The 24,973-nt window shown below is 73.3% G+C and carries 22 protein-coding genes and 1 tRNA gene; 4 read left to right on the top strand and 19 right to left on the bottom strand.

The window, feature by feature from the left end; translation table 11 throughout:
* Position 1: 1 nt before the first annotated feature.
* The 13 genes from secF to pgsA all read right to left on the bottom strand — a co-directional run bounded on the left by secF (position 2) and on the right by pgsA (position 12,206).
* Complete coding sequence (gene secF / locus T328_RS04130; protein WP_496494458.1) at positions 2-1,207, bottom strand: protein translocase subunit SecF; 1,206 nt, start codon at positions 1,205-1,207, stop codon at positions 2-4.
* A gap of 1 nt (position 1,208) precedes the next feature.
* Positions 1,209-2,996, bottom strand: coding sequence for a protein translocase subunit SecD (secD, locus tag T328_RS04125; protein ID WP_496494457.1), 1,788 nt, complete (start codon positions 2,994-2,996; stop codon positions 1,209-1,211).
* 160 nt (positions 2,997-3,156) lie between these two features.
* Positions 3,157-3,687, bottom strand: a complete 531-nt coding sequence (gene yajC / locus T328_RS04120; RefSeq protein ID WP_496494456.1) for a preprotein translocase subunit YajC — start codon at positions 3,685-3,687, stop codon at positions 3,157-3,159.
* Positions 3,688-3,865: 178 nt separating this feature from the next.
* Entirely contained in the window at positions 3,866-4,909 is a 1,044-nt protein-coding gene (ruvB, locus tag T328_RS04115) for a Holliday junction branch migration DNA helicase RuvB (RefSeq protein WP_496494455.1), read from the bottom strand.
* A gap of 70 nt (positions 4,910-4,979) precedes the next feature.
* A complete protein-coding gene (ruvA, locus tag T328_RS04110; protein WP_496494454.1) occupies positions 4,980-5,603 on the bottom strand; it encodes a Holliday junction branch migration protein RuvA in 624 nt (207 codons plus the stop codon).
* Complete coding sequence (gene ruvC / locus T328_RS04105) at positions 5,600-6,154, bottom strand: crossover junction endodeoxyribonuclease RuvC (RefSeq protein WP_496494453.1); 555 nt, start codon at positions 6,152-6,154, stop codon at positions 5,600-5,602. The genes ruvA and ruvC overlap by 4 nt, the downstream gene beginning before the upstream one ends.
* A gap of 163 nt (positions 6,155-6,317) precedes the next feature.
* Positions 6,318-7,070: a YebC/PmpR family DNA-binding transcriptional regulator gene (locus T328_RS04100; protein ID WP_496494452.1), complete on the bottom strand. Its 753-nt coding sequence runs from the start codon at positions 7,068-7,070 to the stop codon at positions 6,318-6,320.
* A 70-nt stretch (positions 7,071-7,140) separates the two neighbouring features.
* Entirely contained in the window at positions 7,141-7,731 is a 591-nt protein-coding gene (gene pdxT / locus T328_RS04095; protein WP_496494451.1) for a pyridoxal 5'-phosphate synthase glutaminase subunit PdxT, read from the bottom strand.
* 11 nt (positions 7,732-7,742) lie between these two features.
* Complete coding sequence (pdxS, locus tag T328_RS04090; RefSeq protein WP_496494450.1) at positions 7,743-8,663, bottom strand: pyridoxal 5'-phosphate synthase lyase subunit PdxS; 921 nt, start codon at positions 8,661-8,663, stop codon at positions 7,743-7,745.
* Positions 8,664-8,860: 197 nt separating this feature from the next.
* Positions 8,861-9,415, bottom strand: a complete 555-nt coding sequence (locus tag T328_RS04085) for a LemA family protein (RefSeq protein ID WP_496494449.1) — start codon at positions 9,413-9,415, stop codon at positions 8,861-8,863.
* Positions 9,416-9,418: 3 nt separating this feature from the next.
* Positions 9,419-10,588, bottom strand: a complete 1,170-nt coding sequence (locus tag T328_RS04080; protein ID WP_496494448.1) for a glycosyltransferase family 4 protein — start codon at positions 10,586-10,588, stop codon at positions 9,419-9,421.
* On the bottom strand, positions 10,585-11,484 hold the full coding sequence (locus T328_RS04075; RefSeq protein ID WP_496494447.1) for a phosphatidylinositol mannoside acyltransferase: 900 nt from the start codon (positions 11,482-11,484) through the stop codon (positions 10,585-10,587). Before T328_RS04075 ends, T328_RS04080 begins: the two co-directional genes overlap by 4 nt.
* Positions 11,481-12,206, bottom strand: a complete 726-nt coding sequence (pgsA, locus tag T328_RS04070; RefSeq protein ID WP_496494446.1) for a phosphatidylinositol phosphate synthase — start codon at positions 12,204-12,206, stop codon at positions 11,481-11,483. Before pgsA ends, T328_RS04075 begins: the two co-directional genes overlap by 4 nt.
* Before the next feature lie 279 nt (positions 12,207-12,485).
* Here pgsA and T328_RS04065 point away from each other — a divergent pair, with 279 nt between their 5' ends.
* Both T328_RS04065 and T328_RS04060 read left to right on the top strand, forming a co-directional pair.
* Complete coding sequence (locus tag T328_RS04065) at positions 12,486-14,684, top strand: elongation factor G-like protein EF-G2 (RefSeq protein ID WP_496494445.1); 2,199 nt, start codon at positions 12,486-12,488, stop codon at positions 14,682-14,684.
* Between the two features lie 92 nt (positions 14,685-14,776).
* Positions 14,777-16,438, top strand: coding sequence for an AbeC-like domain-containing protein (locus T328_RS04060; RefSeq protein WP_496494444.1), 1,662 nt, complete (start codon positions 14,777-14,779; stop codon positions 16,436-16,438).
* Between the two features lie 28 nt (positions 16,439-16,466).
* Here the strand turns inward: T328_RS04060 and T328_RS04055 are convergent, their stop codons facing one another.
* Entirely contained in the window at positions 16,467-17,924 is a 1,458-nt protein-coding gene (locus T328_RS04055; RefSeq protein ID WP_496494443.1) for an aminotransferase-like domain-containing protein, read from the bottom strand.
* A 63-nt stretch (positions 17,925-17,987) separates the two neighbouring features.
* On the opposite strand from T328_RS04055, the gene T328_RS04050 reads away from it, so the two are divergent.
* Complete coding sequence (locus tag T328_RS04050; protein WP_496494442.1) at positions 17,988-19,175, top strand: trans-sulfuration enzyme family protein; 1,188 nt, start codon at positions 17,988-17,990, stop codon at positions 19,173-19,175.
* A 32-nt stretch (positions 19,176-19,207) separates the two neighbouring features.
* Here T328_RS04050 and T328_RS04045 read toward each other — a convergent pair whose 3' ends face one another.
* The 4 genes from T328_RS04045 to T328_RS04030 all read right to left on the bottom strand — a co-directional run bounded on the left by T328_RS04045 (position 19,208) and on the right by T328_RS04030 (position 23,794).
* Positions 19,208-19,756: an HIT family protein gene (locus T328_RS04045; RefSeq protein WP_496494441.1), complete on the bottom strand. Its 549-nt coding sequence runs from the start codon at positions 19,754-19,756 to the stop codon at positions 19,208-19,210.
* A 152-nt stretch (positions 19,757-19,908) separates the two neighbouring features.
* Complete coding sequence (gene thrS / locus T328_RS04040) at positions 19,909-21,891, bottom strand: threonine--tRNA ligase (protein ID WP_496494440.1); 1,983 nt, start codon at positions 21,889-21,891, stop codon at positions 19,909-19,911.
* A gap of 161 nt (positions 21,892-22,052) precedes the next feature.
* Positions 22,053-23,213 (bottom strand): hypothetical protein, encoded by a 1,161-nt coding sequence (locus T328_RS04035; RefSeq protein ID WP_496494439.1) that lies wholly within the window; start codon positions 23,211-23,213, stop codon positions 22,053-22,055.
* Positions 23,213-23,794, bottom strand: coding sequence for a DUF4365 domain-containing protein (locus tag T328_RS04030; RefSeq protein WP_496494438.1), 582 nt, complete (start codon positions 23,792-23,794; stop codon positions 23,213-23,215). Before T328_RS04030 ends, T328_RS04035 begins: the two co-directional genes overlap by 1 nt.
* 206 nt (positions 23,795-24,000) lie before the next feature.
* On the opposite strand from T328_RS04030, the gene T328_RS04025 reads away from it, so the two are divergent.
* The gene (locus T328_RS04025; RefSeq protein ID WP_496494437.1) at positions 24,001-24,729 is read left to right on the top strand and encodes a 3'-5' exonuclease; all 729 of its coding nucleotides are present in this window, start codon (positions 24,001-24,003) and stop codon (positions 24,727-24,729) included.
* A 172-nt stretch (positions 24,730-24,901) separates the two neighbouring features.
* Here the strand turns inward: T328_RS04025 and T328_RS04020 are convergent.
* Positions 24,902-24,973, bottom strand: a tRNA-Val gene (locus T328_RS04020).

The following is a 24,973-nucleotide window of genomic DNA, read 5'->3' as shown; positions in this document are numbered from 1 at the left end:
CTCACCGGCGCTTGCCCCCCGACCGGCCGCCGCGGCTGCCCGAGGGCCGGCCCCGGCCGCGCTGCCGGGACACCGGCTGCTGCCGCCGTCCCTGTGCCCGCGGCGGCCCGACGGCGCCCTGGCCGGCGGGCTCGGGGTCGCGGGGCTCGTCCTCGGGCTCTGCGTCCTCGGCGGCACCGACGGCCGCGCCGCCGCGCTCGTCCTCGCGCCGGGCCGACGCCTTCTCGCCGCGGGCGGCGGCGCGGGCGTCGGAAGCACGGCGGGCGGCCACGCGCTTGTTGTGCCCCTGTATGGCAGGGTCACGCTCCTTGAAGTCGACCACCAGCGGGGTGGCGATGAAGATCGAGGAGTACGCACCGGCCGCGAGGCCGACGAACAGGGAGAGCGCGATGTCGTTGAGCATGCCGCCGCCGAGCACGCCGCCGCCGATGAACAGCAGGCCCGCGACCGGCAGCAGGGCCACGACGGTGGTGTTGATGGAGCGGACGAGCGTGCCGTTGAGGCTGCGGTTGGCCGCCTCGCGGTAGGTGAAGCCCGTCTGTTTGGTGATGCCCTTCGTGCTCTCCTTCAGACCGTCGAAGACCACGACCGTGTCGTACAGCGAATAACCGAGGATGGTCAGCAGGCCGATGACCGTGCCCGGGGTGACTTCGAAGCCGACGAGCGAATAGACGCCGACCGTGATCGTCAGGTCGTGGATCAGCGCGACGAGCGCCGCCAGGGCCATGCGCCACTCGAAGGCGATGGCGAGATAGATCACCACGAGGACCATGAAGATCGCCAGGCCCTGCCACGCCTTGTTCGCGATCTGCTCGCCCCAGCTCGGGCCGACGAGCTGGTCGTTGACGTCCTCGACGTTCAGCTCTTCCTCAAGCGCCGCCTTGACCTTGTCGGCCTGCTGCGTCTCGATGCTGCTGATCTGGATACGGAGCCTGTCGCCGCCCAGCTCCTGGACGATGGCCTGGTGCCCGGAGACGTCCTCGGCGACCTCCTGGGCCTCGGAGACCGAGGTCTCGGTCTTCGGGGTGGTGAAAACCGCGCCGCCCTCGAACTCGATGCCCATGTTCAGGCCGCGGATGAAGAAGCCGGCGATCGCGACGATCGTGATGAGGACGGAGACGCCGTACCAGAGGAACCGCTTGCCGACGAAGTCGTAGCCGGCCTCACCGCGGTAGAGCCGGGCGCCGAGGCTGCCGAGGCGCGACATCTCAGACCTCCTTCGGGTTGACGGGACCGGCGGCGCGCGGGCGGCCGCGCAGCGGTGGCCTGGCTCCCAGCCGTTTGGGATCGAGCCCGGACCACGGGTGCCCGCTGGCGAAGAAGCGCTTGCGGGCCAGGATGGTCATCACCGGCTTGGTGAAGAGGAAGACCACGACGACGTCGAGGAGCGTGGTCAGGCCCAGCGTGAAGGCGAAGCCCTGCACCTTGCCGACGGTGACGGCGAAGAGCACGGCCGCGGCGAGGAACGACACGAAGTCGGAGACCAGGATGGTGCGCCGGGCGCGCGGCCAGCCGCGCTCCACCGCGGGGCGCAGGCTGCGCCCCTCGCGGATCTCGTCGCGGATGCGCTCGAAGTAGACGATGAACGAGTCCGCCGTGATGCCGATCGCCACGATGGCGCCGCAGACCGCCGGGAGGTTCAGCGCGAAGCCGATGCCGGGGCCGAGCAGCGACATGATCGTGTAGGTGAGCGCGGCGGAGACCAGGAGGCTGACGACGGCCACCAGGGCCAGCCCGCGGTAGTACGCGACGAGGTAGATGATCACCAGCGCCAGCCCGATGGCGCCGGCGATGAGGCCGGCCTCCAGCTGCTCGTTGCCCAGCGCCGGCGAGACGGTGGTGACCTCGGACTCCTCGAAGGACAGCGGCAGCGCGCCGTACGACAGGACGTTGGCCAGCTCCTCGGCCGACTCCTGGTTGAAGCTGCCGGAGATCTGCGCCCGGCCGCCGGTGATCGACTCGTCGACGGAGGGGGCGGAGACGACCTCGCCGTCCAGCTCGATGGCGAACTGGTTGTTCGGCGGGGCCTGGGAGGCGAGCTTGCCGGTGACGTCGGCGAACTTGTCGGAGCCCTTGTCGTTGAACTCCAGCTGCACGATCCAGCCGGAGCCCTGCTGAGCGTCGTACGTGGCGGAGGCGTCGTCGACGTCCGTGCCCTCGACCTCGGCCGGGCCGAGCGCGTACTTGTACGCGCCGTCGCTGTCGCAGGCGACGACGGTGTCGGTCGGCTTGGCGTTCTCGCCGACCTTGGTGCGCTCCTCGGCGTTGGAGCAGTCCAGCGCGTCGAGCTTCTTCTGCACGTCGGCGGGGACCTGGCCGGTGGGCGCCGGCTCGGCCGGAGGCGTCGTCTCGGCCGGCGCCTCGGATTCGCTCGGGCTGGGCGAGTCGTCGGCCTGGGCGAGGCCCTCGGACAGGGCCCGGCCCTGCTCGGTGGCGTCGTCGCTGGGGCTCGCCTCGTCGGAGGCGGTCTCGGACGGGGACGGCGAGGTGGCGGCGTCGTCGCCCTTGCCGTTGTCCTTCTGCTTGTCCTTGTCCTTGTCCTGGTCCCCGGACTCGGAGGCGCTCGGCGACGGCTTGGAGGGCTCGCTCACGTCGTACGAGAGCACGGGGCGGAAGAACAGCCGCGCGGTGGTGCCCACCTGCTCGCGTGCCGTCTTCTGGTCGGTGCCCTTAGGGATGTTGACGATGATGTGCTTGCTGCCCTGCGTCTGGACCTCCGCCTCCTGCACACCGAGGCCGTTGACGCGGCGCTCGATGATGCTGACGGCGGTATCCATGTTGGTGGAGTTGATCGCGTTCTCGCCGCCGGGCTGGGGCTTGGCCTCCAGCGTGATGCTGGTGCCGCCGGCGAGGTCGATGCCGAGGCGCGGGGTGGTGTGCCCGGAGAGGAACATCCCACCGGTGAGCGCGGCGATCGCGGTCAGGATCAGCAGCAGGGGCCGCCAGGGCCTGCCCTGAGATCCCTGGGACCTGCGACCCGATTTCGGTGCTGCCACCTTCTCGTTTCTCCTGTCCAGACACCGCGCGGCGCGGCTCGTCGCGCGGTCACGAAGTGTAGCCCCGCGGTGCCGCGAGGCGAAAAGTGACCGGTCCCCCGTTCACCGCGGCCGGCGGCGCCGCCGCACGTGGTGCGGGGCCGCCGCCGACGGGCCGCGGTCACTTCGCGGCGGAGCCGCCGTTCTTCTTCTCGTCCTCGTCGGCGGCTTCCACGACGTCGTCGGCGTTGTCCGCGTTGTCGGCATCGACGTCGGCGCCGGCATCGACGTCAGCGTCGGCGTCCGCGTCCCCCTTGCCGAGGTCGATCTTGCCCGCCTTCTCGTCGTCGTCCGCGTCGTCACCGTCGGCGGAGCCGGTCAGCGAGGAGGCGTCGTCGGGCGCGGTGATCTCCTCGTCGTCGAACTCCGGAGCGCCGTGCACGATGCGGTTGTACTCGGCGTCGTCCAGGACGGCGCCGATGGAGTTCTTCGCGTAGATCGCGTGCACACCCGGGGCCACCTCCAGGAGGATGGTGTCCTCGTGGACCTCCTTGACCGTGGCGTACATGCCGCCGACGGTCCGCACGCCGCTGCCCGGCTGCAATTGGTCCCGCATGCTCATCATCTGGCGCTGCTTGTTCTTCGCCGAGCGGGTCATCAGGAACATCGCCCCGATGAGCACGATGAACGGCAAGAGAATCGTGATATCCACGGTGTCCGGGTTTCCTTCGTAGGACCGCGTTCGCCACGGCCTTGTTCTGGGGGGCGGGGGGTGCCCTCCGGTTCCGGAAGGCGTCGGCGGAGTCTAAGCGAGTTCCGCCGTGGGAACAACGCCCGGCATGGCACCCGGGTTCCGCACCCGGTGACTGCGCGCGCCGTCGCGGGGGCGTTCAGAAGGCGGTCTGCTGCATGCCGCCGCCCGGCTGCGGGGGTGTGAGGCCGAGATGGGCCCAGGCCGCCGGGGTGGCGACGCGACCGCGGGGGGTGCGGGCCAGCAGCCCTTCGCGTACGAGGAAGGGCTCGGCGACCTCCTCGACGGTCTCCCGCTCCTCCCCCACCGCCACGGCCAGCGTGGACAGCCCGACGGGGCCGCCGGAGAAGAGCTTGAGCAGCGCGCCGAGGACGGCGCGGTCGAGGCGGTCGAGACCACGGCCGTCCACCTCGTAGACCTCCAGGCCGCGGGCGGCGATCTCGCGCGTGATCACGCCGTCGGCCTTGACCTGCGCGTAGTCCCGCACCCGGCGCAGCAGCCGGTTCGCGATCCGGGGCGTGCCGCGGGAGCGGCCGGCGATCTCGGCGGCGCCGGCGGCGTCGACGGCGACGGCGAGCAGGTTCGCGGAGCGGTGCAGGACGTGCTCCAGCTCGGCCGGCGAATAGAACTCCATGTGCCCGGTGAAGCCGAAGCGGTCGCGGAGCGGCGGGGGCAGCAGCCCGGCCCGGGTGGTCGCGCCGACCAGGGTGAAGGGGGGCAGCTCCAGCGGGATGGCGGTGGCGCCGGGGCCCTTGCCGACGACGACGTCGACGCGCAGGTCCTCCATCGCCATGTAGAGCATCTCCTCGGCGGGGCGTGACATGCGGTGCAGCTCGTCGAGGAAGAGCACCTCGCCGTCCTGGAGCGAGGAGAGGATCGCGGCGAGGTCGCCGGCGTGCTGGATGGCGGGTCCGGAGGTGATGCGGATCGGCGCGGCCATCTCGGCGGCGACGATCATCGCGAGGGTGGTCTTGCCGAGGCCGGGAGGGCCGGAGAGAAGCACGTGGTCGGCGGCGCCGCCACGCTGGCGGGCGGCGCGCAGCACCAGGTCGAGCTGCTCGCGCACCCGCTCCTGGCCGACGAACTCGGCGAGGTCCTTCGGACGCAGCGCGGTGTCCACCGCCCGGTCGTCGGCGTCGGCGGCCGAGTCCACCACCCGCGGGTCGGCGTCCTCCCAGGTCATTGTGGATCCGTCCGTCGTGGTCGGGGTGCCGGTTCGGTTCGCGGTACGCGCCGGGGGCCGGGCGGCGCCGTCATCGGGCGCGGTTCAGGGTCTGCAGGGCGGCGCGCAGGAGCTGCGGCAGCGGCGGGGGCGCGGCGCCGTTCTCCTCCGCCTGCGGAGCGACCGCGGTGACGGCCTCGTCGGCCTCGCGGGGCGCGTACCCCAGGCCCGTGAGCGCGGCGTGCAGCTGATCGCGCCAGCCGGCGGCCGGCGCGGCGCCGGACCGGCGGGTGACGAGGCCGCTGCTGCCGAGCGGCTCGCCGAGCCGGTCCTTCAGCTCCAGCAGCAGCTTCTGCGCGCCCTTCTTGCCGATGCCGGGGACGGCGGTCAGCGCCTTCTCGTCGCCGGTGGCGACGGCGCGGCGGAGCGCGTCGGGGCGGTGCACGGCGAGCATGGCCTGGGCCAGCCGCGGGCCGACGCCGCTGGCGGTCTGCAGCAGCTCGAAGACCTGGCGCTCGTCGTCGTCGGCGAACCCGTAGAGGGTGAGGGAGTCCTCCCGTACGACGAGGGAGGTGGCCAGCCGCGCGTCCTTGCCGACGCGCAGCGTGGACAGGGTGTCGGGCGTGCACTGCACGGCCATGCCGATGCCGCCGACCTCGATGACCGCGGCGTCGGGGGCGAGGGCGGCGACGGGGCCGCTGACGAAGGCGATCACGCGGGGTCTCTCCGGATCCGGTGGACTGCGCGCGGCGGTGCGGCGGCGGCTGCACGCGCGCGCTGCAGCCGGTCGTGCGCGGGGGCGCGCCACAGGTGGCAGATGGCCAGCGCCAGCGCGTCCGCGGCGTCGGCCGGCTTCGGCGGGGCGTCGAGCCGCAGCAGCCGGGTGACCATGGCGCCGACCTGCGCCTTGTCGGCGCGTCCCGAGCCGGTGACGGCGGCCTTGACCTCGCTGGGGGTGTGCAGCGCGACGGGCAGGCCGCGGCGGGCGGCGCAGAGGATGGCGACGGCGCTGGCCTGGGCGGTGCCCATGACCGTGCGGACGTTGTGCTGGCTGAAGACGCGCTCGACGGCGACGGCCGCGGGCTCGTGCGCGTCGAGCCACTCCTCGACGCCGCGCTCGATGAGCAGCAGCCGCTCGGCGGCCGGGGCGTCGGAAGGGGTGCGTACGACGCCGACGGCGACCATCCGCAGCGCCCGGCCCGGCGCACCGTCCACGACGCCAACGCCGCACCGCGTCAGCCCCGGGTCCACTCCGAGCACCCGCACCGGCCGCCCCCTCTCGTCTGCGCGCGTACGTGTGTGCAGGCTACCGGCCGGCACCGACACCGCAGCCGAAGGCCCGCGGGATGCTGAGGTTCTCGTGGTCGTCGTCCCACGGGCCCTGCGGAGCGTGCTCGGCGGCGCGCGCCGGGCGGCGTGCTCGGCACGCTCAGGCCGAGGCCTTCTCCATGATCTCGTCGGAGACGTCGAAGTTGGCGAAGACGTTCTGCACGTCGTCGCTGTCCTCCAGGGCGTCGATGAGCCGGAAGATCTTGCGGGCGCCCTCCTCGTCCAGCTCCACCTGCATGGTGGGGACGAAGTTGGCCTCCGCGGAGTCGTAGTCGATCCCGGCGTCCTGCAGGGCGGTGCGTACCGCGACCATGTCGCCGGCCTCGCTGAGCACCTCGAAGGACTCGCCCAGGTCGTTGACCTCCTCGGCGCCGGCGTCCAGCACGGCGGCCAGCACGTCGTCCTCGCCCAGCTCGCCCTTGGGGACGATGATCACGCCCTTGCGGTTGAACAGGTACGACACGGAGCCGGGGTCGGCCATGGAGCCGCCGTTGCGGGTCATGGCGACGCGGACGTCGGAGGCGGCGCGGTTGCGGTTGTCCGTCAGGCACTCGATGAGGACCGCCACGCCGTTGGGGCCGTACCCCTCGTACATGATCGTCTCGTACTCGGCGCCGCCCGCTTCGAGACCGGCACCGCGCTTGACCGCGCTGTCGATGTTCTTGTTCGGGACGGACTGCTTCTTTGCCTTCTGGATCGCGTCGTACAGCGTGGGATTGCCGTCCGGGTCGGGTCCCCCCTGCCGCGCCGCGACCTCGACATTCTTGATCAGCTTGGCGAAGAGCTTTCCTCGCTTGGCATCGATCACGGCCTTCTTGTGCTTGGTGGTTGCCCACTTAGAGTGGCCGGACACAGCCCCGCTCCATTCCGCGTTCCGCGCATTCGACTACCGACAACGAACTCGTCGATCCTACCGGTGGCGGTCATGCCGCCCGGCGCACCATATCGGCGAAGAGGGCGTGCACGCGGTGGTCGCCGGTCAGCTCGGGATGGAAGGACGTCGCCAGCAGCGGACCCTGCCGCACGGCGACGGCGTGCCCGTCGACCTCCGCCAGCCGCTCCACCCCGGCGCCGGTGGACTCCACCCACGGGGCCCGGATGAAGACGCCGTGCACGGGGCCGCCGGGGACACCGGTCATCTCCAGCGGCACCTCGAACGACTCGTTCTGCCGCCCGAAGGCGTTGCGCCGCACGATCATGTCGATGCCGCCGACCGTCTCCTGGCCGGAGCGCGGGTCGAGGATCTTGTCCGCGAGCATGATCATGCCGGCGCAGGAGCCGTACGCGGGCATGCCCGCGCGCACCCGGGCGCGCAGCGGCTCCAGCAGGCCGAAGGCGACGGCCAGCTTCGACATGGTGGTGGACTCGCCACCGGGGACGACCAGGCCGGACACCTGCGCCAGCTCCGCCGGCCGGCGCACCGGCACGGCGGGCGCGCCGGCCGCGTCGAGGGCGGCCAGGTGCTCGCGTACGTCGCCTTGGAGGGCGAGGACGCCGATGGCGGGGGTGGCCATGCGGGTCGTCCTCACCAGCCCCGGCCGGCATAGCGCTCGGAGTCGTCCAGGGTGTCGAGGTTGATGCCGACCATGGCCTCGCCGAGGTTGCGGGAGGCGTCCGCGACGACCTTCGGGTCGTCGTAGAAGGTGGTGGCCTTGACGATGGCGGAGGCGCGCCTGGCCGGGTCGCCGGACTTGAAGATGCCGGAGCCGACGAAGACGCCCTCGGCGCCGAGCTGGCGCATGAGCGCGGCGTCGGCGGGGGTGGCGACGCCGCCGGCGGAGAACAGCACGACGGGCAGCTTGCCGAGCCTCGCCACCTCGGCGACCAGCTCGTACGGGGCGCGCAGCTCCTTGGCCGCGGCGTACAGCTCGTGGTTGTCCAGGCCGCGCAGGGCGCCGATCTCGTTCTTGATCTGGCGCAGGTGGCGGACGGCCTCGACGACGTTCCCGGTGCCGGCCTCGCCCTTGGAGCGGATCATGGCGGCGCCCTCGGCTATCCGGCGCAGGGCCTCGCCGAGGTTGGTGGCGCCGCAGACGAAGGGGGTGGTGAAGGCCCACTTGTCGGAGTGATTGACCTCGTCGGCGGGGGTGAGGACCTCGGACTCGTCGATGTAGTCGACGCCGAGCGCCTGCAGGATCTGGGCCTCGGCGAAGTGGCCGATGCGGGACTTGGCCATCACGGGGATGGAGACAGCCTCGATGATGCCCTCGATCATGTCGGGGTCCGACATGCGCGCCACGCCGCCGTCCTTGCGGATGTCGGCGGGGACCCGCTCCAGGGCCATCACCGCGACGGCGCCCGCGTCCTCGGCGACCTTCGCCTGCTCGGGCGTGACGACGTCCATGATGACACCGCCCTTCAGCTGCTCGGCCATGCCGCGCTTGACGCGTGCGGTGCCGGTCTCGGGAGCCGACGGCTGGGGGGCGGAGCTGGGCGTGCTGGACACGGTGGAACCTCGCTGGGGTGAAGGGGTGCGTGTGGACGTTGACGCGGCGCGGGGCGCGACATATCTATCGTAAACACGTTCGGTCTACGGGCCCGAGCGTCCGCCACCGTCAAGGAAACCCCAGGCGGGAGGGGCCGGGAAAGAGCCAATCGGCAAGCCGTGGCCGTCGGGCCCGGCGCGTGGGTCGGCCGCGCGGGTCAGCCCGCCGGGGCGCGGTCCGTGAGCGCCGGCGGCGGCTCGTCGTCCATCTCCACCGCCAGCGGGAACGGCGCGTGCCCGGCCAGCCGGAACCAGCGCACCTTGCGGTGCCGCCGCAGCGCCCGCGCCGCCCGTACGGCGTCGTTGTGGAAGCGCCGCGCCATCGGCACCCGCCGCGCCGCCTCCGCCAGCTCGTGTACGGCCTCCTCCCCGCCCGGCGCCCCACGCACCGCCTCCACCTGCTCCGGGGCCTCGAACACCGCCCGCAGCGCCTGGCTCAGCTCGCTCTCGGCGACCTCGCGCTGGTCCTCCTCCGCCTGCCGGGCGGCGTGCGCGGCGTCGTAGAGCACGATCGAGGCGGCCGGGTCGAGCACGCCGCTGGTGGCCAGCTCCTGCGCCACCGAGGCGCGGCGCAGCAGCTGGGCGTCGAGGGCCGCCTTGGCGGCGTCGATACGGGTGTGCAGCCGGTCGAGCCGTCCGGCGGTCCAGCTCAGGTAGACGCCGATCAGGCAGAGCGCGACCGCGACGAGGAGGAGGGTCAGCGGGGCCGTCACGGGTCACGCCTCCCGGTCGCGGGCGGGGCCGGAGCGGGCCCAGCGCCCGGCGCGCTCGTCCTCCGCGACCGACGCCGCGCCCTGGGTCACGGTTTCGTACACCGCGAGGACGTCCGCGCCGACCGTCGACCAGTCGAAGCGCTGTACGTGCCGGCTGCCGCGCTCGCGCAGCCCGGCCCGGCGGCCGTCGTCCAGCAGCAGCCCGGCCGCCCGCTCCGCCAGGTCCCCGGCGTCCGCGCGCGCGAACACCTCCCCGGCCGTGCCGCCGTCCAGCACCTGGACGAACGCGTCGAGGTCGGCGGCGAGCACCGGCGCCCCCGCCGACATCGCCTCCACGAGGATGATGCCGAACGACTCGCCGCCGGTGTTCGGCGCCACGTAGAGGTCGACGCTGCGCAGCAGCCGCGCCTTGTCCTCGTCGCTGACCATCCCCAGGAACTCCACCCGCTCCCGCACCGCCGGCGCCAGCTGCGCGGCCACCTCCGCCCGGTCCCCGCGCCCGGCGACCAGCAGCCGGGCGTCCGGCACCCGCTCCAGAACCCGCGGGAACGCCTCCATCAGCACCGGCAGCCCCTTGCGCGGCTCGTCGATGCGGCCGATGAAGCCCAGCGTGCGGCCCTGCCACTCGGCCTTCGGCTCGGCCGCGGCGAAGAAGGACACGTCGACGCCGTTGGGGATGACGACGGCGTCGCCGCCCAGGTGCTCCACGAGCGTGCGGCGCGCGTATTCGCTGACCGCGATCCGGGCGCTGATCTTCTCCAGCGCCGACTGCAGGATCGGGTACGCGGCGATCATGCCGCGGGAGCGCGGGCTGGACATGTGGAACGTGGCCACGATCGGCCCCTTCGCCGCCCAGCAGGCCAGCAGCGCAAGCGACGGCGCGGCCGGCTCGTGGATGTGCAGCACGTCGAAGTCGCCGTCGCGCACCCAGCGGCGCACCCGGGCGGCGGACAGGAAGCCGAAGTTGATGCGCGCCACGGAGCCGTTGTACGGCACGGGGACGGCCCGGCCGGCCCAGACGGCGTAGTCCGGCAGCGGGGTGTCGTCGTCCGCGGGCGCGAGGACGGAGACCTCGTGGCCCGCGGCGATCAGGTGCTCCGCCAGGTCGCGGACGTGGAACTGCACCCCGCCGGGCGCCTCCCAGGAGTACGGGCAGACGATCCCGATCCTCACGACGGCGCTCCGCCCTTGAGGTCGTCCAGCCAGAAGCGCTGCAGCATGTGCCAGTCCTCCGGGTGCCCGGCGATGCCGGCGGCGAAGTCGTCGGCCATGGCCTGCGTCATGGCGGCGGTCTTCCCGGCGCGGGTGCCGGTCGCGGGCACCTCCACCGGCGGGTGCACCTTCCCCTGCAGGACCGGTGAGTCGTCGTACCAGAGCGTGACGGGCAGCAGCAGCGCGCCGGTCTGCTGGGCGAGCAGCGCGGGGCCCGCGGGCATGCGGGCGGCGGAGCCGAAGAAGTCCACCTCGACGCCGGCGGCGGACAGGTCGCGGTCGGCGACCAGGCAGACCAGCCCGCCGTCGCGCAGCCGCCGGGCGAGGGTGCCGAAGGCGCTCGCGCCGCCGTGCGCCAGCACCTCCATGCCCAGGCTCTCGCGGTACGCGACGAAGCGGTCGTACAGCGACTCCGGCCGCAGCCGCTCCTGCACGGTCGTGAAGGGCACCCCCAGCTTGGTGGTGACCCAGGCGCCGGCCAGGTCCCAGTTGCCCATGTGCGGCAGCGCGAGGATCACGCCGGTGTCGCCGGCGAGGCCGTCTTCCAGCCGGTGCACGTCCGCGGGGTCGAAGCCCTCCCGGATGCGCCCCTTGGGCCACGCGGGCAACCGGAAGGACTCCATCCAGTAGCGCATGTACGAACGCATGCCGGCCCGGCTCAGCTCGGCCAGCCGCTCGGGCCCGGCGTCGGGGACCACCCGGGCGAGGTTAGACGTCAGCCGCCGTACACCCGTGCCGTCGCGCCGCCAGGCGGTGTCGGCGATGCGCCTGCCGAGGGCGGCGGCGGCGGGCTCCGGCAGCCGTTTCACGGCGGCCCAGCCCAGGCCGTACACCCCGTCGGTCAGGCGCTCCCTCACGCGCGCTCCTGGTCCGCCGGCGCGGCTGCGCCTGCCGAGGGCGGCCGCGGCGGGCCGCCGCGCGGCGCGGGCGGCGGCAGCGGGTCGGCGGCGTCCTTCTCGGCGGCCTCCCGGTGCACGGTCACCATCCGCTGGAGGAGCGTGACGGCGCTGCCCGCGGCGACCACCCAGAGCGCGATGGGCAGCAGGATGTCGATGTGCGGGATACCGAAGGCGCGCTCCATGCCCGCGAAGCCGGCGAGCACCAGGGTGATCACCAGCCGGTCCGCCCGCTCCATCAGCCCGTTGACCTTCACCGGCAGCCCGATGCTCTCGCCGCGCGCCTTGGTGTACGACACGACCTGGCCGCCGGCCAGGCAGAAGATCGCCACCGCGCACATCATGAGGTCGTCGCCGTCGCCCGCGTACCACAGCGCGATGCCGCCGAAGACGGCGGAGTCAGCCGCCCGGTCGAGGGTGGAGTCCAGGAAGGCGCCCCAGCGGCTGGAGCGGCCGGACTGCCGGGCCATGGTGCCGTCGATCAGGTCGGAGAAGACGAAGAAGGTGATGATCACCGTGCCCCAGAAGAACTCCCCGAGCGGGAAGAAGGCCAAGGCCCCCGCCATCACCCCGAGGGTGCCCACAAGGGTGACGGTGTCGGGGCTGACGCCGCGACGCAGCAGCATCGCGGCGATCGGTGCGAAGACACGCGTGAAGATCGCACGCGCGTACTTGTTCAGCATGGCCGTCCCAGGGTTGCCGGTCGGCGGGCCCGCGGCAGGCCGGGGGCTCGTCGGTGGAAGTCGCTCAACGTAGCGCAGCCATCGTAGCCAGCGCCCGGGCGGGACCGCGCGGGCCGGGCGCGGGGCTGTGGACAGGGCCGTGGACAGGGCTGTGGACGGGGCGGGGCGCCGGGCCGCGGGCGGGCCCGTACGACCGTCCGGAGCCGTCCGTCCTATGGACGGGGTCTGGCCACGGTGCAAAGCTCGAATGCACCGCACGTGTCAACGGAGGCGAGACACATGGGTGACAAAGCAAACGCACACCCCGGAGCCGCCGGCAGGGCAGCGGCGGCCGCCCGGCCCTCCGACATTCGGAACGTGGTGCTGGTCGGCCATAGCGGATCCGGTAAGACGACGCTGGTGGAGGCGCTGGCACTGACCACGAAGGCGCTCTCCCGGGCCGGCCGGGTCGAGGACGGCGGCTGCGTGTCCGACTACGACGAGATCGAGCACCGCCAGCAACGCTCGGTACAGCTCTCGCTGGTCCCGGTCGAGTGGGACAGCATCAAGATCAACCTTCTGGACACCCCCGGCTACGCGGACTTCGTCGGGGAGCTACGGGCCGGTCTGCGGGCAGCGGACGCGGCCCTTTTCGTCGTCTCGGCCGCGGACGGCGTGGACGGCGCGACCCGGATGCTCTGGGAGGAGTGCGCGGCGGTCGGGATGCCGCGCGCGATCGTCGTCACGCACCTCGACGCGGCCAGAGCCGACTTCGAACAGATGACCGAAACCTGCCGGGAGGCCTTCGGCGGCGACGACCCCGACGCCGTGCTGCCGCTGTACCTGCCGCTGCTCGGCGAGCCGGGCGCGGACGGCCACGCGCCCGTACACGGGCTGATCGGGCTGCTCACCCAGCGCGTCTTCGACTACTCCGCCGGCGCCCGCGAGGACCGCGCGCCCGGCCCGGACGAGCTGCCGCTGATCGAACAGGCGCGCAACCGGCTCATCGAGGGCATCATCTCCGAGAGCGAGGACGAGTCCCTCATGGACCGCTACCTCGACGGCGAGGACGTCGAGGTCAAGACGCTCGTGCAGGACCTGGAGAAGGCCGTCGCGCGCGGGGTGTTCCACCCGGTGCTGGCCGCCGCGCCCGCCGCCGAGGGCGGCACGCAGGGGCTGGGCACGGTGGAGCTGCTGGAGCTGATCACCGGCGGCTTCCCCACCCCGCTGGAGCGGGAGATCCCCGACGTCACCACCGTACGCGGGGAGGCCTGCCCGGAGCTGGCCTGCGACCCGGCCGGACCGCTGGCCGCCGAGGTGGTCAGAACCTCCTCGGACCCGTACATCGGCCGGCTGTCGCTGCTGCGCGTCTTCTCCGGCACGCTGCGCCCCGACCAGACGGTGCACGTCTCGGGGCACGGCATGGAGGACCGCGGGCACGAGGACCACGACACGGACGAGCGGATCGGCTCGCTCACCGCCCCCTTCGGCAAGCTCCAGCGCCCGCTGGACGCGGCGATCGCCGGCGACATCGCCTGCGTCGGCAAGCTGAACGGCGCGGAGACCGGCGACACCGTGTCGGCCAAGGAGGAACCGCTGCTGATGGCGCCGTGGGCGATGCCCGACCCGCTGCTGCCGGTGGCCATCGAGGCGCACACCAAACAGGACGAGGACAAGCTGTCGCAGGGCCTGGCCCGGCTGTGCGCCGAGGACCCGACGATGCGGCTGGAGCAGAACGCGTCCACCCGGCAGCTGGTGCTGTGGTGTCTGGGCGAGGCGCACCGCGACGTGGCGCTGGAGCGGCTGCGCACCCGGTACGGCGTGCAGGTCGACTCGGTGGACCACAAGGTGTCGCTGCGCGAGACGTTCTCGGGCCGGTCGGCGGCGCGCGGGCGGCACGTGAAGCAGTCCGGCGGCCACGGGCAGTACGCCATCTGCGAGATCGAGGTCGAGCCGCTGCCGGAGGGCTCGGGCATCGAGTTCGTGGACAAGGTGGTCGGCGGCGCGGTGCCGCGGCAGTTCATCCCGTCGGTGGAGAAGGGCGTACGCGGCCAGGCCGTGAAGGGCGTGGCCACCGGCTATCCGCTGGTCGACGTACGGATCACGCTCGTCGACGGCAAGGCGCACTCGGTGGACTCCTCCGACGCCGCGTTCCAGACGGCGGGCGCGCTGGCGCTGCGGGAGGCCGCGGCGCAGGTGCAGATCCACCTGCTGGAGCCGGTCGCCGAGATCAGCGTGCTGGTCGCGGACGAGTTCGTGGGCCCGGTGATGAGCGACCTGTCCGGGCGGCGCGGCCGCGTGGTCGGCACCGAGCAGTCGGCCGGCGGCCGGACGCTGGTACGCGCCGAGGTGCCGGAGTTCGAGATCGGCAGGTACGCCGTGGATCTGCGCTCCCTGTCGCACGGCACCGGCCGGTTCGACCGGGCGTACGCCCGGCACGAGCCGATGCCGCAGCAGTTGGCCGCGAAGATCCGTGATCGGCGGCCCGGCGACGGTTGACCGCGGCTAGGCTGGGGCACATTGGTGGTCGGGCCCGCTGCCCGCGGGCCCGGCCCCACCACCGGGGCGAACGCGCGGCGTTGGGGGCGGAAGTGGCTGGTTCTGAGGGGCTGGAGTTCGACTTCGCCCCACGCGCACAGGTGCCGCTCTCCGGCGCCCACGGTCAGACGGCCGCCACCCACGCGCTCGCCTCCACGGCCTACCGGGACAACCCGGTCGCCAAGCTGCTCGACGCCAACAACGACTGGAGCAAGTCGGACTTCAAGAAGGGCAGGCTCTCGCTCTTCGAGCCGAACCTGGGCGAGGCGTTCGCGCGCGCGGTCACCGTGCGCATGCTCGCCGACGGCCGCAAGCCGCTCATCCAGTCGTTCGGCACGGAGCCGCAGGCGGTGCTGGAGCACTGCCTGGCGGCCAACCGCTACCGCAAGGAGCGCGACACCCGGCTGACCGTGGTGATGGCCGTCTTCGGGCTGCTCTTCCTGCCCGGAGTGCTGCTCTGGCTCGGCGTCTTCCAGCTCCGCCGCACCCTCGCCGGCGCGTCGGACAAGCGCGTCGGCGCGGTGGGTTACGTCCTGCTGGGCGTCCTCGGCGTCGCCGCGATCTACATGTTCCTCACGCTCCCCCTCAACGGCCTGCTCGGCATCTATCTGCGCGGCCTGCTGGTCGCGCCGATCATCGGCTGGTTCTGGGCGAACCGGATCTGCGAGAAGTACGCCAAGGGCCTGCGCGAGCACTGGACGTCGCTGCTGTCCGGCGGCGGCCTCGGCGCCAAGATCCCGGAGGCGGTGCCGAGCAACCCCGGGGAGGCCAGCGCGGAGCGGCTGCGGCTGGGCCTGGCGAAGCTGTCCGCGGAGCAGCACAGCAACGTCGTCTTCTACGCCGGCCCCAAGGGGATACTCGGCATGGGCACCCGCTGGGGCGCCTGGCAGCTGGCGGAGGACCTCAAGCCCAAGGAGTCCGTCGCCGAGATCCACCCCTTCCGCAGCTGGGACGTCGTCAAGGCGGTACACGACCAGCTGCGCATGCTGGAGCGCACCCCGCTGCACACCGGCGGCTTCCCGGCGCCCGCGATAAAGCACTGGATCGTCGCGCCGATAGGCGAGGGCGCGGGCGAGGTCGCCCGGCCCGGCGGCGCGATCGTCGACGGCTATTCCGTACGGGACTTCGAGGTCCAGCGGATCTGCAACGAGCAGCAGTTCGGGGCGGGCAACCGGCACTATCTGGGCGTGCAGTTCACGCTCTGGGACGGCCAGCTGGTCATCACGCTGCTGGTCTCGGTGACCGTGCTGCACCAGACGCTGCGCATCGAGGTCACGGGGCACGCGCTGGGCCCGGTGCACCCGCTGTTCACCAGCAAGCCCAGCCGCGAGACCAAGACCGTGAGCGGCGTGAAGTTCTGGGAGACCAAGGAGAAGCCGCTCCCCCTGGTCCGTACCCGCGAGGTGGTGCGGCTGGCCGCGCGGGCGCCGTTCACCTGGTATCCGCCGCTGCTCGACTACCTCGGCGGCAAGCTGAAGCTCCCCGAGCCCTTCGGGCTGCGGCACGTGTGGGCGGACAAGCCGTGGCGGCACCGCTTCATGGCCGACGACGCGTTGCGCGCCGCGACGCCGGTGCTGCGGGTGGTGCACTCGGCCGCGCTGCGCGTGCTGGAGGAGCACGACGTGGACACCACGAGCTTCGGCGCCCGGTCGGCGTTCCTCAGCGGGGCCGTGCAGGGCGCGGAGCCCCGGCGGGCGGACGTGTACGACGGCTGACGACGCCCCGCGCGGCGGCGGGCCCGGGTCAGACGGTCACGCCGCCGAGGGCCGCGGGCGTCGCCGGGCGGGAGCTGCCGTCGTACGCCGTCCAGGCCGCGGCCAGCCGCTCGACGGCCTCGGTGAGCACGTCCGGCGGGGAGCAGAAGTGCAGCCGCAGGTACGGGCCGCTGCCCCCGGCGGCGTCCAGGCAGGCGCCGGGCAGCACCGCGACCCCGTGGCGGAGCGCCACCTGCGCGAAGGCCACCCCGTCCCCGTACGGCAGCCGCAGCCACACCGTCTGCCCGCCGCGCACCGGCGGGCAGTCCCACGAGGGCAGCAGCCGGGCCAGCTCGGCGCGCAGGTGGTCGTGGGCGCGGCGCAGCTCGGTACGGCGCCGGGCGAGCAGCGGCTCGTACGCCGCCAGCAGCGAGACGGCGGCGAGCTGGGCCGGCACGTCCGTGCCCAGGTCGTGCACGGCCTTCAGCCGGGCGAGCCGGGTGATCACACCGGCCGGCGCGCGCACCCAGCCGATGCGCAGCCCGCCCCACACCACCTTGCTGAGCGACCCCACGCTGATCACCTCGGCGCCGCCCGCCGCGCCGGCCGCCAGCGCCGGCGGCGGCGCGCCGTCGAACGCGAGGTCCGCCACCACCTCGTCGTCCACCAGCGGCACGCCGAGGCGCCCCGCCGCCTCCGTCAGCCGCCGCCCGCGCAGCGGGGGCAGCACGGCGGCGGTGGGGTTCTGGTGCACGGAGCCGACGTACGCGAGCGCCGGCCGGTGCTCCGCCATCGTCCGCACCGCCGCGGCCACGTCGATCCCGTACGCCCCCACGGGCACCGGCCGCAGCACGGCGGCCGCCTCCCGGAACAGGTCGAGTGCCCCCGGGTACGCCGGCGCCTCGACCAGCACCGGGTCGCCGGGGGCGACGAGGAGCCGGGTGAGCAGCGCCAGCGCCTGCTGGCCGCCGGTGGTGACGAGGATCTGCGCCGGGTCCGTGGGGATGCCGCGCCCGGCGTAGCGGGCGGCGACGGCGGCGCGCAGGGCGGGCAGCCCGGCGGGGTGGTAGCCGAGGCCGGTGGCGGGCAGGGCGAGGTCGCGGTACGCGCTGACCAGCTCGGGCGGCGGGCCGTCCGGGGCGGCGCAGCTGAGCAGGATCACGCCGTCGGACGGCTCCAGCAGGTTGAGGAAGAGCGGGTTCGCAGTCTCGGCCGCCCGCCCCGGCACGAGCGCCGCCTCCGCGACGCGCGTGCCGCTCCCCTGCCGCCGTACGACCCGGCCCTCCTGCCGCAACACGCCGTACGCCGCCACCACCGTCGTCCGCCCCACGGCCAGCGCCGCCGCGAGGGCCCGCTCCGGCGGCAGCGCCGCGCCGGGGCGCAGCCGGCCCTCGTCGACCAGCCGCCGCAGCCGGGCGGCCAGCAGCACGTACAGCGGGCCGCGCCCGGCCGACCAGCGGCCGAGGGCGGCCACCAGGTCGGAGGCCCGCACGTCGTCGGTGTCCATGGCGGACCAATCTCCCGGAATTGGCCCTGTTCCGGCAACCCATTCGCGGCGGAGACTTCCGGCATGGACGCCGACCTGCACCCCTCGACCCGTACCGCCCACCCGCCCGTGCCCGTCCCCGAGGGCAGCCGCCCGGCGACGGTGCCGATCCACCAGGGCCACGTCTTCACCTTCGACTCCGCCGACGCGCTCGCCGCCGCCTTCCACGACCCCGACGGCGCGTACCTCTACAACCGCTTCGGCAACCCGACCGTCCGCGCGCTGGAGGAGGCCGTCAGCGGCCTCGAAGGCGGCACCGGCGGGCTGGCCTTCGCCTCCGGCATGGGCGCGATCAACGCCGTCCTCCTCGCCCTGCTCTCCGCCGGCGACCACGTCATCGCGCAGCGCTCCCTCTACGGGGGCACGTACGCCACGCTGACCGATCTGGCAGCGCGCTGGGGGCTTTCGGTCACGTACGTCTCCGGCCGGGACGCGGACGAGGTACGGGCCGCACTCACACCGCGCACCCGGCTGCTCTACCTGGAGACCATCGCCAACCCCACCACCGCCGTCACCGACCTGCCCGCGCTCCTCGCCGCCGCCGCGGAGGCCGGCGTGACCGGCGTCGTCGACAACACCTTCGCCACGCCGCTGCTCTGCCGCCCCCTCGACCACGGCGCCGACATCGTCGTCCACTCCGCCACCAAGTACCTCGGCGGCCACGCCGACATCCTCGGCGGCGTGGCGGTCTTCCGGGACGCCGAGCTGCGCCGCCGGGTCTGGGCGCACGCCGTGGAGCTGGGCGCGGCGGCGGACCCGTTCGCGGCGTGGCTGACGCTGCGCGGCATGGCGACGCTGGCGCTGCGCGTCGAGCGGCAGTCCGCGACGGCGTTGACGCTGGCCGAACGGCTGGCCGCCCACCCGGCCGTCGCCCGCGTCCGCCACCCCGGGCTGCCGGGCCACCCGGACCGGGCCACGGCCGCCCGGCTGCTCGCGGCGGGCGGCGGGGTGCTGGCGTTCGACCTGCCGGGCGGCCGGGACGCGGGGCGCCGTTTCGTCGAGTCGCTGCGGCTGGCGCTGCTGAGCCCGTCGTTGGGCGACGTGAAGACGCTCGTCATGCACCCGGCGAGCACCTCGCACCGGCAGCTCGACGCCGCGGCGCTGGCGGCGATGGACATCGGCGAGGGGACGGTGCGGGTCGCGGTGGGCATCGAGCACCCGGAGGACCTGTGGGCGGACCTGGAGCAGGCGCTGGCGAAGGCGTCGGGCTGAGGACTGAGGGTTGAGCGCGGGGCCGGGTGGGGTCAGTCCCGGGGCCAGGCGTCGGCGAGCATCGCGCGGGTGTCCGCGAGCAGTTGCGGCAGCACCTTGGTATGGGCGACGACGGGCATGAAGTTCGTGTCGCCGCCCCACCGTGGCACCACGTGCTGGTGCAGGTGCGCGGCGATGCCGGCGCCGGCGACCGGGCCCTGGTTCAGGCCGATGTTGAACCCCTGCGCCCCGGACGCGGTGCGCAGGGCGGTCATCGCGCGCTTGGTGAAGTCCGCCAGCTCCAGCGTCTCGGCCTCCGTCAGTTCGGTGTAGTCCGCGACGTGACGGTAGGGGACGGTCATGAGGTGTCCGGAATTGTAGGGATACAAGTTCAGGACCGCATATACCTGCCGACCGCGGGCCATGACGAGCCCGTCTTCGTCGGACTTGGCCGGGATGGTGCAGAACGGGCAGCCGTCACCGGCGTCACTGCCGGTGGGCTTGTTCTCACCCTGGATGTAAGCCATCCGGTGGGGCGTCCACAGGCGCTGGAACGCGTCCGGTGACCCGACCCCGATCTGCTGATCCGGCTCGCTCGTCATACGGCAAGCATAGGTGGACGAGCTGGGCGGATCAGGGACAGGGGGCCGCCTCGGCGGCCCCCCTCGATCCCCGCGGATGCGGGGAGCACGCCATCAGTTGGCCGCCGTTCCACAGCTGGAGCGGACCATCCCCGGCTCGGCAGGGGTACACGTCATACCTGGATCCGGCGCTCTACCGCGTCAACGACCTCGGCGATGGCCTGGTCACGGGGAATCCCGTTCTTCTGCGACCCGTCGCGGTAACGGAACGACACCGCCCCCTTGGCCATGTCGTCGTCACCGGCGATGACCATGAAGGGGATCTTGCCGCGCTGGGCGTTGCGGATCTTCTTCTGCATCCGGTCGGACGAGGAGTCCACCTCGACCCGCAGCCCGCGGGCCCGCATCTGCGCCGCGACCTCCTCCAGATACGGCACGTGGTCGTCGCCGATCGGGATGCCGACGACCTGCACCGGCGCCAGCCACGCCGGGAAGGCGCCCGCGTAGTGCTCCAGCAGCACGGCGAAGAACCGCTCGATGGAGCCGAAGAGCGCCCGGTGGATCATCACCGGCCGCTGCCGCGAACCGTCGGCGGCGGTGTACTCAAGATCGAACCTGGCCGGCAGGTTGAAGTCCACCTGGATCGTGGACATCTGCCACGTCCTGCCGATGGCGTCCTTGGCCTGCACCGAGATCTTCGGCCCGTAGAACGCCGCCCCGCCCGGGTCCATGACCAGCTCCAGGCCCTGCTTTCCGGCGGCCTGGCGGAGAATCTCGGTGGCCTCCTCCCAGACCTCGTCGGAGCCGATGAACTTCTCCGGGTCCTTGGTGGACAGCTCCAGGTAGAAGTCCTCCAGGCCGTAGTCGCGCAGCAGGTTCAGCACGAAGGTCAGCAGCGAGTCCAGCTCGCCGGCCATCTGCTCCTTGGTGCAGTAGATGTGCGCGTCGTCCTGGGTGAAGCCGCGGGCCCGGGTCAGGCCGTGCACGACGCCGGACTTCTCGTACCGGTAGACGGTGCCGAACTCGAAGAGGCGCAGCGGCAGTTCGCGGTACGAGCGCCCGCGGGCGTCGAAGATCAGGTTGTGCATGGGGCAGTTCATGGGCTTCAGGTAGTAGTCCTGGCCCTCGTCGAGCCGCATGGGCGGGTACATGCCGTCGGCGTACCAGTCCAGGTGGCCCGACTTCTCGAAGAGCTTCCCCTTCGTCGCGTGCGGGGTGTAGACGAACTCGTAGCCCGACTCCTCGTGCCGCCGGCGCGAGTAGTCCTCCATCACGCGGCGCACGACGCCGCCCCTGGGGTGGAAGACGGCGAGGCCCGAGCCGATGTCCTCGGGGGTGGAGAAGAGGTCCAGCTCGGCGCCGAGCTTGCGGTGGTCGCGCTTCTCGGCCTCCGCCAGGAACTCCAGGTGCGCCTTCAGTTCGTCCCGCGACGGCCAGGCGGTGCCGTAGATGCGCTGCAGCTGCGGGTTCTTCTCGCTGCCGCGCCAGTACGCGGCGGCGGAACGCATCAGCTTGAAGGCCGGGATCATCCGCGTCGTCGGCAGGTGCGGGCCGCGGCAGAGGTCCTTCCAGCACAGCTCGCCGGTCTTGGCGTCGAGGTTGTCGTAGATCGTCAGCTCGCCGGCGCCGACCTCCGCGGACGCGCCCTCCGCGGCGTCGGCCGCGTTGCCCTTGAGGCCGATCAGCTCCAGCTTGTACGGCTCGGCGGCCAGTTCCTCGCGGGCGTCGGCGTCGGTGGTGACGCGGCGGGAGAAGCGCTGCCCGCGCTTGACGATCTCCTGCATCTTCTTCTCGACGCGCTTGAGGTCGTCGGGGTGGAAGGGCTCGGCGACGTCGAAGTCGTAGTAGAAGCCGTTCTTGATCGGCGGGCCGATGCCGAGCTTGGCCTCGGGGAACAGCTCCTGCACGGCCTGGGCCATGACGTGGGCGGTGGAGTGCCGCAGGATGTCGAGGCCGTCGGGGCTGTCGATCTCCACCGGCTCGACGACGTCGCCGTCGGCGACCTCGTACGCGAGGTCCTTCAGCGCGCCGGCGACGCGGGCGGCGATCACCGTGCGTTCGCCGGGGAAGAGGTCGGCGGCCGTCGTGCCCGTCGTGACCACGCGCTCTTCCCGCTCGGCGGCATCGCGGCTGATGATCACACGGACGTCGGACACGAGGTCTCCTTCGCGAGGGGTGGGGTGCCGCGCGTGCGGCGGCACGGCGTGAATCGTACCGAGCCGGGAGGTCACTCGGCGAAATCGGGCGGTGGGGCCGAGCGAGGGGCGGGGCGACGGGCAGGCGACGGACGACGGGCGGGCGGGACCGGCCGGTGCGCTCAGCCGTCGCCGTACGCCTCGTCGAAGAAGTCCAGGTTCTCGTGCTCCGACTTCAGCAGCCGGTCCCGCTCGGCGTCCTCCACCTGTGCGGGCACCACCCCTGACACTCCGGTGACGCGCCGGAAGCCGCCGCGGCTCTCCAGCCGGCCGCTCAGCCGGATCGGCACGCCGGCCAGGTGCGCCTGGGCCGCGACGCGGTACGCCTGCTCGTCGAGCGAGGCCCGCACGTCGGTGACGTCCGCGCCCGCGAGTACCCGCAGCCGCACCCGGCCCGGGCCGGTGGCTGCCGACCGGCTGAGCCGGGTGACGGCTGCGGTGAGCCGGACCGGGAGGGAGGGCTCCCGGGCCCGGAAGCGCACGGCGGCCCGCTGCAGGGCCGGGACGTCGCCGGGGGTGAACTCCACCGGCTCGGGGGCGGCGGCGGAGCCCTCCGGCGGCGGGTGGGCCGGGGCCCAGGCCAGGGTGATGCGCACGCCCTCGGTACCGCGCACGAGGGCGGTCAGCGCCTCGGCCAGCTCGTGGCACACGCCGAGTGCGACGGCGCTGTCGAAGGCTTCCATGCCGCCGGTGGTGCGCTGGTAGTCCACCGCGTCGCGAGTGCCGTGCAGGGCGCGTAACAGCGTGGCGGTGACCCGGCGGCCCTCCGGCGCGGGTACGAAGGCGGTGAGCCGGGCGGCGTGGGCGCCGGGGCCGAGCAGGGTCTGCTCGACGTCCCGGGCGGCGTGCGGGCGCAGCCGGGCGCCGTGGAAGCCGGCCGGGCGGCGGGTGGCGAGCGCGCCGGCCAGCAGCATGCCGCGGGCGGCGGCGGAGAGCCGCTCGGCGTCGGCCCACCGGGCGGGCCCGGCGCGCCGCTCGGCGCCGTACTCCCAGCTGACCTCGTCGCTGGGCACGGCCAGGGCGGTGAGGACGAGCGGGGCGGACGGCTCGGGGCTGCGGGCCAGCGCGGTGAGCGCCTCGGCGAGCAGGTCGGTGCAGTCGGGGAAGGCGCGGTCGGCGGGGACGAGGACGCTGGCGCCGCCCGGCGCGTCGCCGGGCGGGGTGAAGCGCGCGTACCGGCCGGTGGAACCGCCGTGCCGGCGCCAGCCATGGCGGGCGAGGAGGGCGCCGAGCACGGCGGGGTCGGTGCGGACGGGGTCGGGCTCGGGGGGCTGCCGGTACATCAGGGTCTCCCTCCCCTGCCGACCCGCGTCATGATCTCGCAGAGCGCGCGGTCGTCGAAGACGCGGGCGGTGGGCACCCGCACAGTGGTCCGCCGGGCACCGGTCACGGGGTGGCCGGCGAGGTTGACCCAGTAGCAGCAGTGCCGCAGCTCCAGCCGGTCGTGTGCGGCCCGTAACCACTCCTCGCGGCGGCGCGGCACGAGCATCACGACGAGGATCTTGTGCACCGTCACGGGGGCGCGGGCGAGCTGCGCGAGGTGGGCGTTATCGAGGGTGAAGGGGAAGCTGGGGCCGGCGGGGTGCGGCGCGATCTGGTACGTGGCCTTCAACTGCACCTTGAGCGTGACCTCGTCGTCGACCAGGTGCCCGCCGCCGGGGTGGGCGGGCGCCGTGTGGCTGACGTGCCAGTCGATGCCGCTGTCGGGGAAGGGCTGCGCCAGGGTGCAGCCGGCGGCGGCGGCGACCGCGTGCAGATAGGCGATCTGCAGCGTCTCCATGCACGCCGTCACGGCGAGCGCGCCGCGCTTCGGCGCGGCCCGCTCGGGAAGCAGACCGCCCGGTTCAGGCCGTGCCAGGGCCATGGCCCAACTGCCTTCCACACGATGCCGGTAGGTGACGGGGCCCGGACCTCCGCGGGCGACCGGAGGCTTGCCTGACCCTCACTCTCTGTTGTCACCGCACCGACTCTCCGCCAAACAACCGTAGTTCGAATCCGGCGCGTTCCGGGTATCACCCGGTCGGCGGGCCTGACCTCCACCGCCCGCAAAACTCCAGGGAGTTGGGGCTGATGACACTCTGGTACGAGGGGCCGCTCGCGGCCTTCGACACCGAGACCACCGGCGTGGACGTCGAGCGCGACCGGATACTCTCCGCAGCCGTCGTCGTGCAGCCCCACATCACGTCACCGCCCCGCCGCACGTCGTGGCTCGTCTCCCCCGACGTGGAGATCCCGGCGGCGGCCACGGCGGTGCACGGCCTGACGCTGCCGCATCTGCAGCGCCTCGGCCGCTGGCCGGCGCCGGTGATGGAGGAGGTCGGCAAGGCGCTGGCGGCGCAGTGCGCGAGCCACGTGCCGCTGGTGGTGATGAACGCCCCGTTCGACCTGACGCTGCTGGACCGCGAGTTACGCCGGCACCGCGCCTCCTCGCTGCCGAAGTACCTGAGCGGCGCACCGCTGTGCGTGCTGGACCCGCTGGTGCTCGACCGCCACCTCGACCGCTATCGCAAGGGCAGCCGCACGCTCACGGCGCTGTGCGAGCACTACGGCGTGGAGCTGGCCGGCGCCCACGAGGCGGGGGCGGACGCGACGGCGGCGCTGCACCTCGTGCGGGCCATCGGCCAGCGCTACGCGGAGCGGCTGAGCGACCTCAGCGCGGCGGAGCTGCACGCGCGGCAGGCGGTCTGGCACGGCGCGCAGGCGCGCGGCCTGACGGCGTGGTTCGCGCACAACGGCTCGGACGAACGCTGCGACCCGGCCTGGCCGTTGCGTACGAGCGGCCTGGCGACGGCGGCCTGAGCCGCCCGAGCCGCATCCCGGCACGGAAAGCCGGAGGGCCGTTCCGCACGATGCGGAACGGCCCTCTCCGGGGGTGCGGGGCGGAGCCCCCGCCCGCGCGGCGCAGCCGCGCAATAACGACGACGGCGACCCCCGTCCGCGCTTTCCGCGGACAGGGGTCGCCGTCGGCTCGTGGGCGATACTGGGATCGAACCAGTGACCTCTTCGGTGTGAACGAAGCGCTCTCCCCCTGAGCTAATCGCCC

Source organism: Streptomyces sp. CNX435, assembly GCF_059570575.1.
This window is presented reverse-complemented; position numbering and strand designations above follow the sequence as displayed.

Excerpts from the sequence above, each read along its gene's own strand:
- secF (WP_496494458.1), bottom strand. The coding sequence starts at position 1,207 with ATGTCGCGCCTCGGCAGCCTCGGCGCCCGGCTCTACCGCGGTGAGGCC.
- ruvB (WP_496494455.1), bottom strand. The coding sequence starts at position 4,909 with ATGACCTGGGAGGACGCCGACCCGCGGGTGGTGGACTCGGCCGCCGAC.
- pdxT (WP_496494451.1), bottom strand. The coding sequence starts at position 7,731 with ATGGCCACCCCCGCCATCGGCGTCCTCGCCCTCCAAGGCGACGTACGC.
- pgsA (WP_496494446.1), bottom strand. The coding sequence starts at position 12,206 with ATGCTGAACAAGTACGCGCGTGCGATCTTCACGCGTGTCTTCGCACCG.
- T328_RS04065 (WP_496494445.1), top strand. The coding sequence starts at position 12,486 with ATGGGTGACAAAGCAAACGCACACCCCGGAGCCGCCGGCAGGGCAGCG.
- T328_RS04055 (WP_496494443.1), bottom strand. The coding sequence starts at position 17,924 with ATGGACACCGACGACGTGCGGGCCTCCGACCTGGTGGCCGCCCTCGGC.
- T328_RS04050 (WP_496494442.1), top strand. The coding sequence starts at position 17,988 with ATGGACGCCGACCTGCACCCCTCGACCCGTACCGCCCACCCGCCCGTG.
- T328_RS04045 (WP_496494441.1), bottom strand. The coding sequence starts at position 19,756 with ATGACGAGCGAGCCGGATCAGCAGATCGGGGTCGGGTCACCGGACGCG.
- T328_RS04035 (WP_496494439.1), bottom strand. The coding sequence starts at position 23,213 with ATGTACCGGCAGCCCCCCGAGCCCGACCCCGTCCGCACCGACCCCGCC.
- T328_RS04030 (WP_496494438.1), bottom strand. The coding sequence starts at position 23,794 with ATGGCCCTGGCACGGCCTGAACCGGGCGGTCTGCTTCCCGAGCGGGCC.
- T328_RS04025 (WP_496494437.1), top strand. The coding sequence starts at position 24,001 with ATGACACTCTGGTACGAGGGGCCGCTCGCGGCCTTCGACACCGAGACC.